Annotated in this window: 15 protein-coding genes; 9 read left to right on the forward strand and 6 right to left on the reverse strand. The window is 48.9% G+C overall.

Going from position 1 to position 18,792, the window contains the following annotated elements; translation table 11 throughout:
- Positions 1-85 precede the first annotated feature (85 nt).
- Positions 86-1,729 (reverse strand): Y-family DNA polymerase, encoded by a 1,644-nt coding sequence (locus tag BK816_RS05305; RefSeq protein WP_083379088.1) that lies wholly within the window; start codon positions 1,727-1,729, stop codon positions 86-88.
- Entirely contained in the window at positions 1,730-2,239 is a 510-nt protein-coding gene (locus BK816_RS05310) for a hypothetical protein (protein ID WP_071164248.1), read from the reverse strand.
- Between the two features lie 151 nt (positions 2,240-2,390).
- Between BK816_RS05310 and BK816_RS05315 the strand changes: the two genes are divergently transcribed.
- Together BK816_RS05315 and BK816_RS05320 are read left to right on the forward strand one after the other, a co-directional pair.
- Positions 2,391-2,921 carry a YbhB/YbcL family Raf kinase inhibitor-like protein gene (locus tag BK816_RS05315; protein WP_071164249.1) on the forward strand — a complete coding sequence of 177 codons (531 nt, stop codon included), beginning with the start codon at positions 2,391-2,393 and terminating at the stop codon, positions 2,919-2,921.
- 10 nt (positions 2,922-2,931) lie between these two features.
- Positions 2,932-3,393 (forward strand): tRNA (cytidine(34)-2'-O)-methyltransferase, encoded by a 462-nt coding sequence (locus tag BK816_RS05320; RefSeq protein ID WP_071164250.1) that lies wholly within the window; start codon positions 2,932-2,934, stop codon positions 3,391-3,393.
- 77 nt (positions 3,394-3,470) lie between these two features.
- Here the strand turns inward: BK816_RS05320 and BK816_RS05325 are convergent, their stop codons facing one another.
- The gene (locus BK816_RS05325; RefSeq protein WP_071164251.1) at positions 3,471-3,956 is read right to left on the reverse strand and encodes a hypothetical protein; all 486 of its coding nucleotides are present in this window, start codon (positions 3,954-3,956) and stop codon (positions 3,471-3,473) included.
- A gap of 59 nt (positions 3,957-4,015) precedes the next feature.
- Between BK816_RS05325 and BK816_RS05330 the strand changes: the two genes are divergently transcribed.
- The 3 genes from BK816_RS05330 to sucB all read left to right on the forward strand — a co-directional run bounded on the left by BK816_RS05330 (position 4,016) and on the right by sucB (position 8,791).
- Positions 4,016-5,476 (forward strand): leucyl aminopeptidase, encoded by a 1,461-nt coding sequence (locus BK816_RS05330; protein ID WP_071164252.1) that lies wholly within the window; start codon positions 4,016-4,018, stop codon positions 5,474-5,476.
- Between the two features lie 160 nt (positions 5,477-5,636).
- Positions 5,637-7,013: a dihydrolipoyl dehydrogenase gene (lpdA, locus tag BK816_RS05335; RefSeq protein ID WP_071164253.1), complete on the forward strand. Its 1,377-nt coding sequence runs from the start codon at positions 5,637-5,639 to the stop codon at positions 7,011-7,013.
- A 26-nt stretch (positions 7,014-7,039) separates the two neighbouring features.
- A complete protein-coding gene (gene sucB, locus BK816_RS05340; RefSeq protein WP_071164254.1) occupies positions 7,040-8,791 on the forward strand; it encodes a 2-oxoglutarate dehydrogenase, E2 component, dihydrolipoamide succinyltransferase in 1,752 nt (583 codons plus the stop codon).
- Positions 8,792-8,923: 132 nt separating this feature from the next.
- Here sucB and BK816_RS05345 read toward each other — a convergent pair whose 3' ends face one another.
- Positions 8,924-10,075, reverse strand: coding sequence for an IS1249 family transposase (locus BK816_RS05345; protein WP_156981946.1), 1,152 nt, complete (start codon positions 10,073-10,075; stop codon positions 8,924-8,926).
- A gap of 411 nt (positions 10,076-10,486) precedes the next feature.
- The gene (locus tag BK816_RS05350; RefSeq protein ID WP_071164255.1) at positions 10,487-11,926 is read right to left on the reverse strand and encodes a protein kinase domain-containing protein; all 1,440 of its coding nucleotides are present in this window, start codon (positions 11,924-11,926) and stop codon (positions 10,487-10,489) included.
- 176 nt (positions 11,927-12,102) lie between these two features.
- Between BK816_RS05350 and BK816_RS05355 the strand changes: the two genes are divergently transcribed.
- The 4 genes from BK816_RS05355 to BK816_RS05370 all read left to right on the forward strand — a co-directional run bounded on the left by BK816_RS05355 (position 12,103) and on the right by BK816_RS05370 (position 15,731).
- A complete protein-coding gene (locus tag BK816_RS05355; protein ID WP_071164256.1) occupies positions 12,103-12,798 on the forward strand; it encodes a DUF4191 domain-containing protein in 696 nt (231 codons plus the stop codon).
- Positions 12,799-12,950: 152 nt separating this feature from the next.
- Positions 12,951-13,850 (forward strand): ABC transporter substrate-binding protein, encoded by a 900-nt coding sequence (locus BK816_RS05360; RefSeq protein ID WP_071164257.1) that lies wholly within the window; start codon positions 12,951-12,953, stop codon positions 13,848-13,850.
- Positions 13,851-13,869: 19 nt separating this feature from the next.
- Positions 13,870-14,835: an amino acid ABC transporter permease gene (locus BK816_RS05365; protein WP_071164258.1), complete on the forward strand. Its 966-nt coding sequence runs from the start codon at positions 13,870-13,872 to the stop codon at positions 14,833-14,835.
- 62 nt (positions 14,836-14,897) lie between these two features.
- Entirely contained in the window at positions 14,898-15,731 is an 834-nt protein-coding gene (locus BK816_RS05370; RefSeq protein WP_418214812.1) for an amino acid ABC transporter ATP-binding protein, read from the forward strand.
- 31 nt (positions 15,732-15,762) lie between these two features.
- Here BK816_RS05370 and BK816_RS05375 read toward each other — a convergent pair whose 3' ends face one another.
- The gene (locus tag BK816_RS05375) at positions 15,763-18,792 is read right to left on the reverse strand and encodes a bifunctional [glutamine synthetase] adenylyltransferase/[glutamine synthetase]-adenylyl-L-tyrosine phosphorylase (protein ID WP_083379090.1); all 3,030 of its coding nucleotides are present in this window, start codon (positions 18,790-18,792) and stop codon (positions 15,763-15,765) included.

Here is an 18,792-nt window from a genome sequence, read left to right on the forward strand (position 1 = left end):
GTGCTACTTTAGTCGATAACCTATTTTTGCTCAGTAGATTTAAATATTATTTTCTTCTTCTTGGCTTCCCTACTTAAAACTGTCCTTAATCACAATAGACACCTTCTAAAAACCATTTCCCATGCTGAAAAAGCAATAAAACAGGCACTTTTAAAGTACTTTGTAGATAACAATAGCCTCGTGGAGTACGGTCACCTTGCATCGATTTTTCCAGCACTAATTTAGGGTCCATTTTTTCCCACCAAGTACCCCACACCGGCCATGGTTCTATCTCCTCTTGCAAAGCTATCTGCGCCCTATCCTCCCAAGGAGAGATTACTTTTAGAGCCTCACTAGAAAACTCTAATTTGGTTGGGAGTTCATTAAAATTTCCCCCCTTATCAATCAGTACTTCATTCCCATTTGCTGACTTCAAAGCAATTTTTAGGGGTGGAGTAAAAACGATGCTAGGCCATTGCCCTACTCCAATTAGACTTCCCATCCATACATCGTTTTTCTTAACTTCTTTTTTAGTTTCATTTTGATTCCCCCTCCCCCAAGGAAGCATCTGCACTTCGTTACGCGGATCTGGTCCACCAGCTAAAACCAATTGGCAAATATTATCTTCTCCGATTAGTGTTTTAGCTTTCTCTATTGCTTGTTCCATAGCCACATAGGAAGCACTATTTTTCCCCCACAATGGGGAAGTTAGTTCTCCTTGCCATGACTGCTTAGCCACTATTTCTAGTGCCCTAAGACTTCCACGGTCTAAAGTGCCACTATCGCCTTGACACCAGGCTTCCATTTGCCATTGCAAACGTTCTAAAATCTCATCAGAAGTAGCTTGATAAGGTAGCAACCAATTTCGTTTTGATACCTGCTGATTATCCCAAGTAGCTATCATTTGCAGCACTTTTGGCACATAGCCTTTTCGTTGCATATTTCTATAAAAATCATTTATTTTCCTACTACTAGCCAACATGACAGCAGCTGTAGTAGCAACAGGATAATCAAATTCTACGCGAGCCCTTACCTCTTCTTCTGTAGTTTTAGTCGTTCCCCAATATAAATCATTATCTTCAATCGCAATTTGCCATAAAAGCAACCCTAAGTAGCCAAAACGGTTGACAAGTGCGGTAGAGCCAATGGTTTTCAAATCTGCCATAGTTTTAATTCCCATTTGGGCTAACTGAGAAAAGAAATCCATGCTTTGAATATCGGATGGCCATAAACCTGTTTCAGGTATTCCCGATAGGTTAATTTCACTTACTACAGCAATATCACGCTTAGCTAAAAATACTTCCGATTTTTTCGCCGCATTAAAAGCTAACCAAAGATTCTCTCCCCCTCCCACCAAGGCTTCGACCCCAGTAGCTTGAGTCACTTCTTCTAGCAAAGCAGCCAATAAATCACTAAAACTTTCATAATGACGTCGCAATCCTCCTACAGGTGCCCACAGTAAGCCAGGGCGCGGCGTGCCGACCGGTCCTAGCACCTTCATAGCAGCTTTCACCACAGCACCAAATGCCCTGCCGACTCGTTGTTGATCTGGCGGCACTATTAATAAGTCAGGACAAAGCCTCATAGCCTGCGATCTTGGCATCCCCTCCTGAACTCCAAACAAACGAGCAGGATGATTTATTGATTTAACTTTTTGGTTTACCAACACTGCAGCCGGAAAACCAACTGGAATATCCGCCGTTAGAGCATTAGTTTCCCAATCTGGCGCATACAGACAAGCTATTTCCATTTACCCCACCCGCTTTTGAAGAGGCAAACTTAGCGTCGGATAATATGACCGATAGTCCAACAAGACGGCCTGCTTACGCCGAGCCTTCGCTAACAATATTTGCCATTGTCGGTAACTTAGTTTCTCTCGATCTAGGATCAACAAATCAGCAACTTCTAAAAAGATTGCAGCGATAGCCTGAGTGTGCTCTAAAGATTGCGGAACAACTATCAGATTATCGACCCGCACACCTTCTGCCAACAACCTTGCCCAACCTAGATGCTTACAATCCACTAAGACTCCCCAACCATCTGAAGGCACTTGCTGCGAAATAGTTCGAAACAATTCCCCCATTCCTTTATCTACTCCATTAGAAAAATCTCCTAAAGGAAGTGGCTTTTCTCGCGCTAACTTATTTGCTCCAGACGATTCTGGTAGAGGTAGGTAAGTAATGCCAGAAAGACCTGTTTTTTCCTCTGCCTTAGCTAAAGCCTGACGCGCTAGCGCTAAGCGCTGAGATTTACTTTTCATCCCAAACCACCTCCTGTTCGAACATTTGTTCGATAAACTATTTTTAGTTTAGATGGTTTTTCGCTTTTTGCATCTCGAACTATTCCCTAGCTAGTAACCTAAGCCCCACTGCTCTAAAATGATTAAAAGCCTGTCAAACAAAGGAAAAAAGATGGATTTAAACTCTCGCCCCCTAGCTCCCTTCCCTTACGATTTATTGCCAGAAGTTCCCACTTTCTCTTTGACTTCCCAAGATTTTGACGCCGATTCCCCGCTACCGCATAAGCTCTTAGCAAACGGAGATAACATTTCTCCACAACTTGCTTGGACGGGGTTCCCACAAGAAACAGAATCATTTTTATTAACTTGTTTCGATCCAGACGCCCCCACTCCTTCTGGATTTTGGCATTGGTGCGTTCAAGACATCCCTACTGAAATTACTAATTTTGATTCCGGTTGGGGAGAATCTGATTTACTGCTCCCTAGCACAGCTTTTCATAGCGTTAATGACGCCGGTACAGCTGCCTATTACGGACCTAATCCTCCAGAAAATGATCGTCCTCACCGTTACGTCTTTGCAGTTCATGCTCTGAGCGTTCCCACCTTAGAATTGGACGACGAAACGAGTATTGCCGCAGTTTGTTTCAATGCTCTATTCCATACGATTGCCCGTGCCACGCTAACCGGCACCTATCAAGCTTAGGAAGCTGCTCTTGCTACACACTATTTTTTATGAACCACGCATTCCTGGTAATACTGGGAACGCTATTCGACTGTCTGCTTGCACCGGAACTATGTTGCATCTAGTAGAACCGCTTTGTTTTTCTATGGATGATGCCAAGCTACGTCGCGCTGGCTTGGATTATCACGATTTAGCGCATGTTCAGGTCCATCCAGACTTCGAGTCAGCATTAGCTGCTATTCCTGGAAATATCTGGGCTTTTACTGGTCATGCAAATACTTTCCATACTGATGTTACTTATCAAGATGGAGATGGCTTGCTCTATGGTCCAGAGCCTACCGGTCTTCCAGAAAGCGCCATGGCGCATCCACGAGTAACTGGACGCGTACGCATTCCTATGATGCCAGGAGTACGTTCTTTAAATCTAGCTAATTCTGCAGCTATTGGATTATATGCAGCCTTACAACAGCTAGGTTTTCCTGGCGCTGTCTAGCTTTATCTAGTTGCCGTCTAGCCTTATCTAGTTATTGGGGGCCACAAGATCCTCTTGTGGCCCCCAATAACTTAATTTTAAAGCAATTTTTCTCTTCTTCTTTGAGCCCGTTCGGCCCGTTCTACGATTCGATTTGGGCTAGAAAAGTACCACCAGAAACTAACAAAGGCAGCAAACAATAGAGGCAAATAACCCCATTTAGCCCCAAAGCTTTCCCAAATAGTTAATGATAATCCGTTTGCATTCCCGTTAACCCATGCAAAAAGCCCAAGACCTAATAGGGCGAACCAAGAAAGCAAAATTGCTACTAAAGCGATCTTCCGCATCCGCCTACCGTTATGAATTAATCCAATAGCGATAAGCCAATAATCAATGAAAGCGATAGTGGCAAGTAAAGTCTGTTTGTTAAATCCAAAATTGTAGCTTTGAGAAAAGACTTCAACAGTTGAAAATAAAGCAAATACAACCAATAGAGCATAAACAATTCGGGCCAAGCCATAAGACGGCCGACGTCGATCGACTGCTGGCTTAACCAGTGCTGTCGTTTTCTGTTGCTCAGCCAAAAATGGTCCTCCCGCAAGGCTAACACTTGCTTTGTCCTAGAAACGATTAGGATATAAATATGACTGATTTTAACCTATCCACTCAGAATGCTGCCGAGCTAGCAGTAGATGCCCTTGTTTTGGCAGTTAGTAAAGAAAACGAAACCGCAAAAATTGTTAAGTCCTCTTTGTCGTCAGAAGTTATTTCGCGACTAAATGAGCAGCTCGAACTAGTCCAAGCTAGCGGAAAACTTGATTCCTTTGCCGTCCTCCCTGCTCCAGCAGAAGTTGCGGCAAAGGCAATTATTCTGACCGGGATTGGGAAGCTATCCGATCTAGATGCACAGTCCCTTCGCCGAGCAGCCGGTTATGCGACCGGTAAGTCAAAGTTCGCCCGTTTAGCTTTCGATATCCAGCTAGACGAGGCCGATTTGCTCAACGCTTTGATCACTGGTGCCGGACTTGGCGCTTACCGGTTCGATGCTTACAAATCCGAAAAGGATAAGCACATTGCAGAAATCCACTTTGCCACCGGCACTGTCTCAGAAGCAGAAGCTAAAACAGCCTTAGAAACTGCCGAAATCGAAGTTGCTTCCACTAATCTCACTCGTGATCTGGTCAATACTCCAGCTTTGGATCTCTACCCCGGAGAATTCGTTGAACGCGCTAAAGCAGCCGTTGCTGATCTTCCGATCGAATGTGAAGTATGGGATTTCGAACGCTTGCAAGCAGAAGGTTGCGGCGGTCTAGTTGGTGTCGGTCGAGGTTCTTCTCGCCCTCCTTTCTTAGTTAAACTCTCTTACCGTCCTGCTGCTGCTAAGTCGCATATTGCTTTGATCGGTAAAGGCATTACTTTTGATACCGGCGGCATCTCGCTCAAGCCAGCTACCAATATGGGGCTAATGAAGACCGATATGGGCGGTGCAGCTACGGTTCTAGGTGCTACTGTCGCAGCGGCCAAGCTCGAGCTACCAGTCCAGATCGACACTTATCTGGCTTTGGCTGAAAACATGCCTGGTGGAAATGCTCAGCGCCCCTCGGATGTATTGACTATGCGCAATGGAGTAAAGGTCGAAGTAACTAATACCGATGCTGAAGGTCGTTTGGTTATGGCCGATGCTCTTTCTTTGGCCGGAGAAACCTCCGCACAGATGCTAGTTGACGTGGCTACCTTGACCGGCGCTGCAGTCGTCGCCCTCGGCAATCGTTACGCTGGGGTAATGGGACAAGGCGGCCTACCGGCAAAGGTTACTGCTGCTGCCCAAGCAGCTGGCGAATCATTCTGGGAAATGCCTATGTTGGAAGAAGGCCCCGAAGCGAATAAGTCGAAGGTGGCTGACATTATGAATTCCTCGAAGATTCGAGCCGGCGGCATGATGCTCGCAGGCGATTTCCTCTCTAACTTTGTAGGCGATCTGCCATGGGCTCACATCGATATCGCTGGCCCCGCTTTTAACGAACAATCGCAATGGGGTTACACCGTCGAAGGAGCCACCGGCGCTGGGGTACGTTCCCTAGTTAACTTCCTACGAACTCTATAACTTAGATCGCTTAGCAAGTTAGTGTGACAAAAAACATGCTCACTCACTTTCTAGCGCATGAACGTCCCAAAAGTGGGACACTAGACCTAAGTGCACTCGGTGGTGTAACAGTCTCCGAGTGGCCACGTAAAAATACTCGTGATTCTAAGGAGATCTACACGTGAGCGAAACTGTATACGACCTCGTCATCCTAGGTGGAGGTTCTGGTGGCTATGCTGCTGCCCTTCGAGGTGCTCAGCTCGGCATGAAAGTTGCTTTGATCGAAGGCGACAAAGTCGGCGGCACCTGTTTGCACCGCGGCTGCATCCCAACCAAAGCGCTACTCCACGCAGCAGAAACTGCTGACGCAGTAAAGGAATCCGCTCAGTTTGGCGTGCTCTCGGAATACCAGGGCATCGACATGGGCGCAGTCAATAAGTACCGCGAAGGCGTTATTTCCCGTCTATACAAGGGCCTCCAAGGTCTGATTAAGTCCCGCAAGGTTGACCTAATCACCGGTTGGGGTCGCCTCACTGCCAAGGACACCGTCACAGTTAACGGTCAGGAAATCAAGGGCAAGAACATCGTTCTAGCTTCGGGTTCTTACTCCCGTTCCTTGCCAAACCTCCCCATCGAAGGCCGCGTGATTACCTCCGAACAGGCACTCCAGCTTGATTGGGTGCCACAGCGCGCCGTAATTCTTGGTGGCGGTGTAATCGGTGTTGAATTCGCTTCCGTTTGGGCTTCCTTCGGCTGTGAAGTAACCATTATCGAAGGTTTCGATCACCTCGTTCCTAATGAAGATGAAACCGTTTCGAAGGCTCTAGAACGCGCCTTCCGTAAGCGCGGCATTAAGTTCCACACCGGTACTCGTTTCCAGTCAGTAACTCAGGACGACTCGGGCGTTCACGTTACTTGTGAAGATGGCACCGAAGTTGATGGCGATCTTATGTTGGTAGCAGTTGGCCGTGGCCCAGCTACCGCAAACCTCGGTTACGAAGAAGCTGGTCTAAACATGGATCGCGGCTTCGTTCTCACCAACGAACGTCTCCACACTGGGGTTGGCAACATCTACGCTGTCGGCGACATCGTACCTGGCCTCCAGTTGGCCCATCGCGGTTTCGCTCACGGTATTTTCGTGGCAGAAGAAATCGCTGGCCTGAACCCCCGCGAAGTTGTTGACGCTGAGATTCCTCGCGTCACTTACTGTGAACCGGAAATCTGCTCTGTTGGTCTCTCGCGTCGTCAGGCCGAAGAAAAGTACGGTAAGGATAAGGTGAAGGTCGCAGAATACAACTTGGCTGGTAACGGCAAGTCGCAGATTCTAAACACCACCGGTTTCATTACCCTGATCAGTGTAGAAGATGGTCCAATCGTCGGTTTCAACGCTTTCGGTGCTCGCGTATCCGAGCTCGTCGGCGAAGGCCAGCTCATGGTTAGCTGGGAAGCATTCCCAGAGGATCTTGCTGCTTTGGTTCACGGTCACCCAACCCAGAACGAAGCTATTGGCGAAGCCGCCATGGTTCTTGCTGGTAAGCCTCTACACGCCCACAACTGATTTAGTTAACTCAAGGAGATAATTTAATGTCCACCTCTGTAAAGATGCCGGCGCTTGGTGAATCCGTCACCGAGGGCACCGTTACTACCTGGCTAAAGTCTGTGGGTGACGCGGTTACCGCCGATGAACCCTTAGTCGAAGTTGCAACCGACAAGGTTGATTCTGAAGTTCCAGCCCCAGCTTCGGGCGTACTTCTAAAGATTTTGGTCGAAGAAGATGAAACCGTTGAGGTTGGTACCGAAATCGCCATCATTGGCGACGAGGGCGAAGCCCCGGCTGAAGAAGCCCCAGCCAAGGAAGAAGCTCCAGCTAAGGAAGAAAAGGCTGAAGCAGCTCCAGCTAAGGCCGAAGCTTCCGCAAGCGCAGACCAGGGTGAAACCACTGACGTCTTGATGCCAGCACTAGGCGAATCTGTTACCGAAGGTACAGTCTCTAGCTGGTTGAAGGCTGTTGGCGACAAGGTCGAAGCAGATGAACCTTTGGTAGAAGTTGCTACCGATAAGGTCGACTCTGAAGTTCCTTCCCCAGCTTCTGGCTACCTCGTTGAAATTGTGGTTCCCGAAGATGAAACCGTTGAGGTTGGTACCGTCATCGCTAAGATTGGTAGCAACGAACCAGCAAAGGGTGAACCAGAACCAAAGCCAGAACCAGCTCCTAAGGCTGAGCGCTCGGCTGACGAAGTTCCTGGCTCACAGATTCCATCGACCGTTAAGGACGGCGAAGATGGCGACAAGGTAGTCGAGTGGACTTATCCATCTGCTCCTTCTGCCCCATCGGCCCCTGCTGCTCCAGCCGCTGCTAGTGCAGACGAGGCAGTTACCTCCCGTCAGTCCTCCGGCTCTGGCTACGTAACCCCAATCGTCCGCAAACTTGCCGCAGAAAAGGGCGTTGATCTTTCCCAGCTACAGGGTACCGGCGTTGGTGGCCGTATCCGCAAGCAGGATGTCCTAGATGCCGCTGTTAAGGCTCAGGCCCCAGCTGCTCCAGCCGCTGCTCCAGCCGCTCCAGCAGCTCCTGCTGCCGCTGCTAAACCAGCTGCTAAGCTTGAGCCTTCGCCGCTACGTGGCAAGACTGAAAAGATGACCCCGCTACGCAAGACCATTGCTAAGCGTATGGTTGATTCTTTGCAGACCGCAGCACAGCTAACCACCGTCGTGGAAGTTGACGTCACCAAGGTGGCTGCTCTCCGCGCCCGTTACAAGAACGAATTCCTTGAGAAGAAGGGCACTAAGCTTACCTTCTTGCCATTCTTCGTTAAGGCTGCTACCGAGGCATTGGTCGCTCACCCGAAGATCAACGCCACGGTAAATGACGACCACACCGTTACCTACCACGATGCTGAACACATTGGTATTGCGGTTGATACTCCTAAGGGTCTGTTCGTACCAGTCGTTCGTGATGCCGGCGGTAAGGATCTAGCTGGTTTGGCAGATTCGATCAACGATCTCGCTGCACGCACCCGTGACGGCAAGGTAGAGCCGAAGGAACTCTCCGGTTCAACCTTTACCATTACCAACACTGGTTCTGGCGGCGCCTTGTTTGATACTCCAGTTATCAATATGCCGGAAACCGCCATCTTGGGTCTAGGCACCATTGTCAAGCGTCCAATGGTAGTCAAGGATGCTGAAGGTAACGAAGCAATCGCTATTCGTTCCATGGTTTACTTGGCCCTCTCCTACGACCACCGTTTGGTTGACGGCGCAGATGCTGCCCGTTACCTCATGGATGTTAAGCGTCGTTTGGAAGCTGGCGACTTCACTGCCGATCTTGGCTTGTGAACCATATCGCTAAGCTAGCATAGCTAAATAGTTCGGGCTTCCCACCTAAATAGTGGGAAGCCCGAACTATTATTCTGACTTAGCTAATCATCCTAGGGCTATAGGACAAAAAGTGTGTCTGTAGTCTGATTTTTACCTCTCGTAGTGGTAGGTGTGGTGGAGTTCTTTGTATAGCGGGTATGTTCCAAATATTGGTCCGCCGATTAGGGAGTTGTAGTCTGGGTCTGGGGTTGGGTTGGCAGCTTTTTGGTTGGCTTTAAGGATTTCGTCGTGGGTCCATATTGTGCTCAGTATTGTTGGGATATCTTGTGGATTGTATGAATGGCGATAGCACCACCAGCAGATGGTGGTTAGACGGTGCAGTAAGCTCATTCCCCGGTGTGCGTGTAAGAGTTCACGCAGGGGCGAGTTTATGGATCCTTCGATGAGGTTGTTGGTTGCTGGTAAGAGATCTTCTACCTTTGGTATTTTCCCGTCTGGATAGGCCTCAGGGGTTAGGTAGGTGAAGATATGTCCTTTGGCCAAAAGGTTGTTAAGCAGGTTGCGCACTTTGAGTAGTCGGGCGTGTGTTGGCACGATTTGCCCGTTTTCTAGGCGGGTGGTTTCGGCGAGGAATTCTTTGTAACGAGCGCACCAGGATAGGTATTGATCGATCCATTCGTCTCTGTCGTTTTCGGTGCGGACTGTAAGGAGTTTACGCCCTAGATTTAGGATTTCTCTTCCGGCCGCAGTTCGTGGGTGGAGTGTGGTTTGAGCTCTGATGTTGGTGAACACGTGGAAGGTGCACCGTTGGATTTTGGTGGTGGGCCATAGTTCTTTACAGGCCTTGGCAAAGCCGCTCCCGCCGTCGCAAACAACGATTGATGGGCGTTGTAGTTTACGTAGCAGGGCTTGCCATGAGCTTGCACATTCCCTACGGGCAACATGCCAGGCAAGCACTTTTTGCCCAGCAGCGGCGGCGATTAATACGACTGCTTTGCGCCCAAGATAAATACCATCAACATGAACTACCTCAGTGTATACGGGGCATAGGGGTGCTGCCGGCCAGTAATCCCAGCACCAGGCGGTTTGACGTCGAAAGGTTCTACCTGCGCCAGGTAAGCGGCTTAACGGGTAGGGGTGTAATAGCCACTCAAGGAAGCGTTTCATGGTTTTAGCGCGATTATCGATCTTAAGGCTCGTGCTGGCGTTACACATTGAGCACCTCCAGCGAGTAGTGCCTGAAGTGGTGGTGCCGTTCTTCTTCATCTGGGTTTTACACGTGGGGCATTTTGGTCTACTCATACCCCAATTTTGGCTAACTCTAGCCCCGATTTTTAGGCGTAATCGCAGGCGAAAGTGAGACTTTGAGACACACTTTTTGTCCTATATGAACCCCTACCTCAGGGAACTTGAAATGCCACTTTTACGCATGATAGCGCGGTAAAACCCTTGTTAGAGACACACTTTTTGTCCGACTGGGAAGTTCAGTCAAACCAACTAAAAAACGGGTTTTCCCCTGCAAACACAGGGGAAAACCCGCCTCAGGGACACACTTACTGTCCTATAGCCCTCATCCTAAGCTGGTAACAAATAATTTTGAACGAAATACAATCAGCTCAAATATTTTGCGAAGGTATCCGCTGTTGCCAAGACGACTCAAGGGTATAACTTAAGAGCTTAACAACTTACCTCGTAGATTCCTCATTCGATGCCTTACTTCCGTACGGCGCTTCTAATCCGCCACGGGTTAGGGACGAGGTTAAATTCCGTGGGAACCGGACCTTGCTGACCAATTTCTTGACATTCATTGCCATTGCACTGTTGGAATGGCAGTTGCATCAAATCAGCTGAAAGAGTCAAAGACGTATCGGCCTGTTTTACGATTTTAATATTAGTGGCCTGAGTGTGGTAGTTCTTTAACGTCTTTCCCCCATCCGACAAACGTGTAAGTAGTTCGGCGTCCTCTTTAGCAGCTAGGGAGTCAACTACTGTCAACTGATTTAGGGATGCCATATCACCTGACATTAACGCGGCGTCACGTAGTTCTAATAGCGCACCGAGAATAGCCACGGCTTGAGGCTGATCAACTTCACGTGGAGTTGCGGCTGGCTGATTAACTACTGCACGAGCGCTAGCTAATGGATCATTTGCTACCGTGCTAGCCACAGTAGGTGCAACGGAACTAGCTGTTACCGGATTAGGATTTTCTACCGTGTCCTGTGGTGTCACCGATTCCTTTGTTGGCCCCATCGCATCACTCGGAGTTTCCTCTGGTGTTTCCATGCTTACTACAGTTTCAGCTAAGGGGTCTATATCAACATTAGTTGCCGGCATCGCCAACCACCAAGCTACTACAATAAGAGCAACAATAGACAAAAGGCCAGGGGCGAGCCAACGAGCCAAAGTCTCATGTTTAGCCATCCATGTCCCCACTGGATTAGGCATTTGTGCTTCTAACTCATTGGCAGCTTGCTGCTGTAAACCTTGTCCAATTCGCACTCCCGCCAATGAAGCATCCGCTTCTTGCCCACTACCTCCGGTTTGTTCAGTAAGGAGCAAGTCTTCATTACCATTTTCGCTAGTCGCATCGGTCCTTGTTACGCGCCCGTCAGTAAGTAAAGCCGTCATTAAACGATTGGTGATATCGTCTAAAGCACTCAGGTCATTCTCTTGAGTGAAAAGGTCGTTATGCTTAACTTGCTCCACTTCCGAATACTTCATAGGGGCAAATAGATCAATTAAGACAGCACGCTTCGACGTCGGTAAAAGAACGTTATCGGTAGTTACTTCACCATGAACCAGCCCTAATTCATGCATATGGGCTAATGCCGATTGCAATTGATTCCAAATCTGATCGGCTTCTTCAGCGCTTAAATCGCCTTGTTCTAAACGGGCAGTAAGGGTCGGGCCCTCTACATACTCGAGAATCAGTTCCACCCCGTTAGCTGTCATGCCCGCAGCGAAAACTTGGCAAATATTAGGATGCGGATTATCCCTAAGCGTACGGGCTCGATGTGTAAAAACTCCAGTGGCCGCAGGTACTGGCATAGTAATTCGGGCGTAAACGCCCCCATCCTTACCCAAGACTTTATCGAGCGGCCCTAAGCGAGTACGCCCCAGCTGGGCCAGCTGAGTGTATTGATTAGTACTCATGAGAGGAGCTCCTTTGATCGCTGCATGTGCTTATTTTAATAGACAAATTCGAAGAATAATAGATTAACAAGTTCGCATGTGAATAAAAAACCGGTAAAATCTACGCTGTACTATTTTGACCTACCAAGTTATTCAGTTGGCTTGGCTAACTGTAAACGATGTAAGGAAACACGGAAATGGCCGAAAACACTGAGATCGAAAAGCCGAAGAAACGACGCTTTTACCACAATCTAAAAGATGCTTACACTCTAGTTCAGCGCACTTACACTTGGCTTGGATGGGCATTCTTAGCTGTTGCGGTAGTAGTATTCGGTGGAAGCATCGCCCTCGGCGTAGCTACTGGGCATTGGATTTCATACCCGATTTCTGGCCTACTACTAGCAGCTCTAATCTGCCTAATTTTCCTCACCGTACTGCTCAACCCAGCACTATACGCTCAGATTGATGGGCGTCCAGGCGCGGTAGGTGCAGTCCTATCTAGACAGTCTAAAGGTTGGATCGTTTCTGATACCCCAGCAGTAGTTACTCGTGATCAGGATTTGGTTTGGCGAGTAATCGGACGCCCAGGCGTGGTTTTGATCTCCGAAGGACCAGCTCACCGAGTTACGAAACTACTAGAAGAAGAACGTCGTCGAGTTAAGCGACTAGCGCCAACTGTGCCTATCCACTTAATTCAATATGGCCACGAAGACGGTCAAATTCCTCTGCCGAAATTAGCTAAGCAGCTACGTTCATACAAGAAGGCGCTCACCAAGCAAGAAGTTCCAGCGGTTGACCGTCGTTTAGCAGCAATCAAGCCACCGACAGCAGGTATCCCTAAGGGCGTTGATCCTAATAAGGTACGAGTTTCCAAGAAGTCTATGTACCGCTAATTGCATATTTAAACCTTCAAAATGACTTCAGAAAGCACGGGGTGACAAGATTTATCTTGCCACCCCGTGCTTTATTTCACACAAATACTCCAACATAATGCATTTTTATGCGTTACCATGTATATGTTTGCACAACTTATTAGGAGACTATCATGAAAAAGACTATTGCTATTGCTGTTACCGCCCTAGCTTTGGGAACCCTCGCCGGCTGCTCCAATGCGGATCCTGAAATCGAATCTACCCCTACCGCTAGCAACGGCAGCGGCTTTGACCTCAGCACCGTACAGAAAGACGATAAACTCGCAGCAGAAGTTCCTGCCAAGATTGCTGAAAGTGGCAAGCTTTCCGTTGGCACCAGCGCCGACTACGAACCAGCTGAATACATTGATCTAGCCACAAATCAACCAGCAGGATTTGATATCGACATTATGAGCGCACTAGCCGCCAAGCTTGGACTAAAAGCCGAGTACACTAACGCACCTTTCGATTCAATCCTGCCAGCAGTGGGCAATAAGTACAATGCCGCGATTTCATCTTTTTCCATCACCCCAGAACGTACACAACAAGTAAATATGGTTTCGTACATGAAATCGGGCTCTTTGTTCATGGTTAAGGCCGATAACGACGGCTTCAAAACCGATGACCTTTGTGGCAAGACTCTTGGTGCTCAGTCCGGCACCTCACAGCAGACCTATCTTGAAGATGCCTCTGCCAAATGCACCGCTGATGGTAAAGCTGCTATCTCACTCAAACCAGAATCAGATGCCCAAATGCTGACCACCAAACTTGGTGGCGGTCAGTTGGACGCAATCATGGTCGACAACATCGCAGCTGCTTTCACCTCCAAGAAACACCCCAACGAGTTCAAAACCGTTGGCGATGTTATCGACAGCGATGATGCCGGCATCGTCGTTGCCAAGAACGATGAACAGCTTGCAAAAGTCATCCAAGCAGGCGTTCAAGCGTTGATTGATGACGGAACAATCGATAAGATTTTGGCCAGCTGGGACGTTGCCCCGTCCTCGGCAATCAAGACCTCGAAACTGAACTAAACAATACAAGGTTAACCTAATGTCTGAACCCAAGTTCACGCCCCTAGTAATTAAATCTCCCCCATCTTGGGGGCGGGTGGTGAGCGCAATTATTGTTGCGCTCCTAGCTGCTATGCTCCTCTCCGGATTAATTACTAACCCGAACTACCACTGGGATCTTGTTTGGAAATGGCTGTTTGCACCAACCATTATCAAGGGTGTCCTAGAAACGCTCAAACTTACTGTTTTAGCCATGGTACTCGGCGTAATCCTAGCGGTTACTGCCGCAATTATGAGAAAGAGTAAAAATCCAATTACTCGGGGCGTCGCTTGGGCATACATCTGGTTCTTCCGCGGAACTCCAATCTACACCCAGCTAATCTTCTGGGGACTCCTGCCCAGCCTGTATCAACAAATTAGTTTAGGTATTCCGTTTGGGCCACAATTCTTTCATTTCGACACCCAGACCATCTTTACCGCAGTTGTTTGCGCAGTAGTCGGCCTCGGGCTCAATGAAGGCGCCTACTTAGCCGAAATCGTCCGTTCCGGTCTAGATTCAGTCGATCCTGGGCAAGCCGAGGCCGCCCGCGCCCTCGGCCTAAACGGACGACAGATCATGTGGCGAATTATTCTTCCGCAGGCTATGCGAGTGATCGTTCCTCCCACCGGCAACGAAACCATCTCCATGTTGAAAACCACCTCTCTAGTGGTGGCCATCCCTGTGACCACTGAGCTGACTTACGCAGCTAGTCGGATCGGCCAACGCCTTTACCAGCCATTGCCGCTATTGATCGTAGCTGCCTTCTGGTATCTCCTAATTACCTCCATCTTGATGGTCGGCCAATACTATCTAGAGGCCTATTTCGGTCGCGGACAAAACGGTGACGAGAAGCAAGCTAAGGCGCAAAAATCACGCCGCTTGCCATTATTCACCTCCCGTAAACAACAAGCGATCAACGAAGCTAAGACCACGAAAGATGACCCATTCTTGGAGTACACCCCATGAGCCACACAAAGAACGATACTCTCAGTCCTAAGACTTCGGCGAAAACTGCTTCACAAACCGATATTTCGCAGAGCCAATGTCTAGGAAAGATCGACCCGCCAAATCCAAAAGCCTTGCTCTCCGTTCGCAATGTGCATAAAGCTTTCGGTCAGCTTCACGTATTAAAAGACGTCAGCCTCGACGTTATGCCCGGCGAGGTCTGGGTACTCCTCGGCCCCTCTGGTTCAGGCAAATCAACCTTACTACGCTGTATGGGTGAACTAGAGGAAGTCAGCGCAGGAGCCATCTTCCTTGACGGCCAGCTACTGGGGATCGAAGAGGTTACTCCCCCAGCCTGGAAGTTCTGGGATCGTTCTGCTCACCTCCAAAAGTTACCAGGAGCCAAACGCGCCGAGCAACGCCGGGCAATGGGCATGGTATTCCAGCGTTTTAATCTGTTCCCTCATATGACCGCATGTGAAAATGTCATGTGCGCTTTACGCTTGGTCAAGAAATGGGATAAGGAAAAAGCCAAGGCAGAAGCGCTAAAGCAACTAGAAAAAGTTGGTCTCCAAGACCGAGTGGATCATTATCCCGCTCAACTTTCTGGTGGACAGCAACAACGTGTGGCCATTGCCCGAGCGTTGGCAATGGATCCAGAACTAATGCTATTCGACGAACCTACCTCAGCCCTTGATCCAGAACTAGTCGGCGAAGTATTAGCCGTCATGAAAGAACTAGCCGAGGGCGGAATGACAATGGTGGTCGTAACCCACGAAATTGGTTTCGCTAAAGAAGTTGCCGATCGAATCGCCTTTATGGATGAAGGACAAATCGTAGAAGTTGGCAATGCTGAGCAAGTTTTAAGTAATCCGCAGCATCCACGAACTAAAGAATTCCTCTCTAAGGTGCTCTAGTCTGAGTGGCAACTATTGCTTTTTAGTTTAGTTACAACTCATCTACCGTTCGTGGCCAGAAGATCTCGTCAAATACTTCTCGTGCATGCCTAGCAGTGCGTAGATAGTCCTCAACTAGAGTTCTTTCTGCGCCGCTTTGATACCCTAAAATCCGCGCTAGGGGTATCAAAGCCCGATGATCTTGCGGGAGTAAATCCAGCTTGGGTCCACTTAGTCGACCACTTACTAGCGTATTTGCCGCTCTAATCCGAGCCGCGAAGTCCCAAGACGCTAATAATGCACTTACCTGTTCACTACTTAGAATCCCCAAACTTTCAGCTGCTCTCAAAGCTTGTCGGGTCGAGGTCGTGCGCAGCTGCGGGAACTCGTGTCCGTAAGTCAGCTGCGTTAGCTGGGCGGCCCATTCGACATCAGCGAGCCCACCTGGGCCAAGTTTCACGTGTTTTTGTTTATCTACTCCGCGGGGAAGACGCTCTTTTTCCATCCGGGCTTTTAGGAGTCTAATCTGAGCAAGTTCTTGAGCCGAAAGCCCTCGACTATAACAAAACTGCGTAATTTCTTGGGTAACTTGCTCGGCCAAATCTGGATCACCAGCCACTACACGGGCCCGAAGCAAAGCTTGGCGTTCCCATGGTTCAGACCATTTTGCCAGATAGGTTTCGAAGCTCTCAAAAGACCTAGAAAGTGGACCATTCTTCCCTTCCGGTCGAAGCGAAGTATCCACACTCCATCGCCAAGTTCCAGATTGTAAAATCTGACTGAGTCGATTGACAATACCGATGGCGTCCTCGGTTAGCTCAGCTGATTCGTGGATAAACATCACGTCCGCATCAGAAGCATAGCCACATTCGTTTCCTCCAAAGCGACCCATCGCAACGATGCACTGCTTCGGAGCTCCTTCCCCAATATGACCAGTTATTTCATATTGGGCAATACGAAGGGCTCCTTGCACTGCCAGATCATTTGCCTGAGAAATGATCTTGGCATTTTTCTCGGTATTAATTCCAAAGATCAGATCTGATAATCCGGCTCTGGTTAATTCTCGACGCCTGGCAGCTTGTACTCGATTTATCGCAGATTCACTATCTTCCTGACGTGATAGTACCGCTAGTTGTTGCGCCTCAAGCTCGTGTTTATCGGGAGCAACCAGCTCATCATCGGCATCAAGCCACTTAATCAAAGTCGGCGAAGCAACCAATGCATCGGTAACAAAAACCGAATTAGGTAGGATCTGGCACAAACGAGTTGCAGCTTGTTTAGAGTCGCGTAATAAACGGACAAACCACTGGGTATTTCCCACTTCCTCCGCCAAAATACGGAAGCCGAGTAGTCCCGCATCAGGATCAGCCCCATTAGCCAACACCCCTAGTAGCGCGGGCAGAATTTGCCGCAAAATCGTTGCCCGTCTAGTTGCCCCCGCAGTCAATACCTCAAGCTGTTGAAGTGCCCGCTTAGGATCTGAGAAACCGATGGCAGCTAAACGATCTTGAGCAGCACTCGAAGTCAAAGCCAGTTCGTCCTCGCTTAGACGCGCAGTTGCCCCCAAAAGAGGACGATAAAACAATCGTTCGTGGAGTTTTCGAACCTGCTTACCAGTTTCCTGCCATAGTGTTTCAAAAGTCTCTATGGCTGGCCCGGCTTGTTGGGTGGCAATCAAGGTAGAACGAGCAAGTCGTTGCAATGCTCTATTTTGCGTTGGAATCACGTGAGTACGTTGCAATTTAGCCAGCTGAGCACGATGTTCAATCAAACGTAAAAGTCGATAAGCTCGGCCGAATACCTCACCGTCTTCACGACCAATATATCCACCAGAGGAAAGCTGTTGAATACCGGTTAACGTATGAGGAGAACGTACGCCCTCGTCTACCCTGCCATGTACCAGTTGAAGTAGTTGGACTGTAAACTCAATATCTCTCAAACCACCAGGGCCTAGTTTGAGGTGTCGTGCCCGTTGTTTGGAGGCAATATTAGCTTCTACTCTAGTTCGCATAGCGCGTGCTGAGTCGACAAATTCTGGACGATTCGCAGCCTGCCAAACCAACTCTTGGGCCATTGCTACAAACTGGGTGCCAAGCTCCTCATCACCGGCACAATAACGGGCTTTCAGCAATGCTTGGAATTCCCACGATTGTGCCCATCTTTGATAATACTGACGATACGATTCCAAGGAACGCACTAAAGAGCCAGCTTGTCCTTCTGGACGCAAAGCGGTGTCCAGGGGCCATAAGGGACGAGCTAAGCCTGGGCCACTAATCACAGTTGAAACTGCCACTGCTACCCGCTCTGCGGTAGCTAGAGCTTGAGTGGCAGTGAGTTGCGCTTCATCCCATCGGGCTACAAAAACCACGTCCACATCTGATATGTAGTTAAGCTCTTGACCACCACATTTGCCGAGGGCGATTACCGCCACTTTAAGCGGTTGCCCAGGGTTGTTTCCAATGGCCAAAGTAGGTTCTTCCGCCCCAGCGATGAGCAGGGCACCTGCAATCGCAAAATCTGCCAGTGCTGCTAACAGCGAGCTGACCGTTTCCACTGCTTGTAGTTGATCATTTGCCATCAAATCTGCAGCTGCGATTTCAATCAAGAGCTGGAAGTAAGTCTCGCGAAGCACAGTGGTTGCCCCAGCAATATCTGCTCCTCCGAGTTGCGGATTAAGGGCCTTGGTAACTTTATTTAGTAGCCCTTCTTTAGCTGTTTGCGCCCATTTTTCGGATGTATCAGGAGTGCTGTCGTGATCGCCCAAGCTCAAAGTTGTTTGTGCCAAACATGCTAGCCAACTCGGATTGGCAATCAGCATGTCAGCTAGCGCATCACTAGCACCCGCCAGGCGAATAAAGCGCGTGTACCACAAGGGATCGGCTAGTACTTTTGCCACTATCGGATCTTTGGTGGCTTCTAGACGAACTTGCGCCAAGCTGGCGGCCATCGGGTCAGCACACTTGGCAAAAGCACTCTCGAAAAATGGAGTGATCGTAAATTCGCCTGCCTCGGCCCAAGCAAGCAAACTTTCGGGACTGACAAATCCCAATTGACGCAATACTCGACCAGTTAAAGGCATCAT

Source organism: Boudabousia tangfeifanii (assembly GCF_001856685.1).
Taxonomy (GTDB): Bacteria; Actinomycetota; Actinomycetes; order Actinomycetales; family Actinomycetaceae; genus Boudabousia; species Boudabousia tangfeifanii.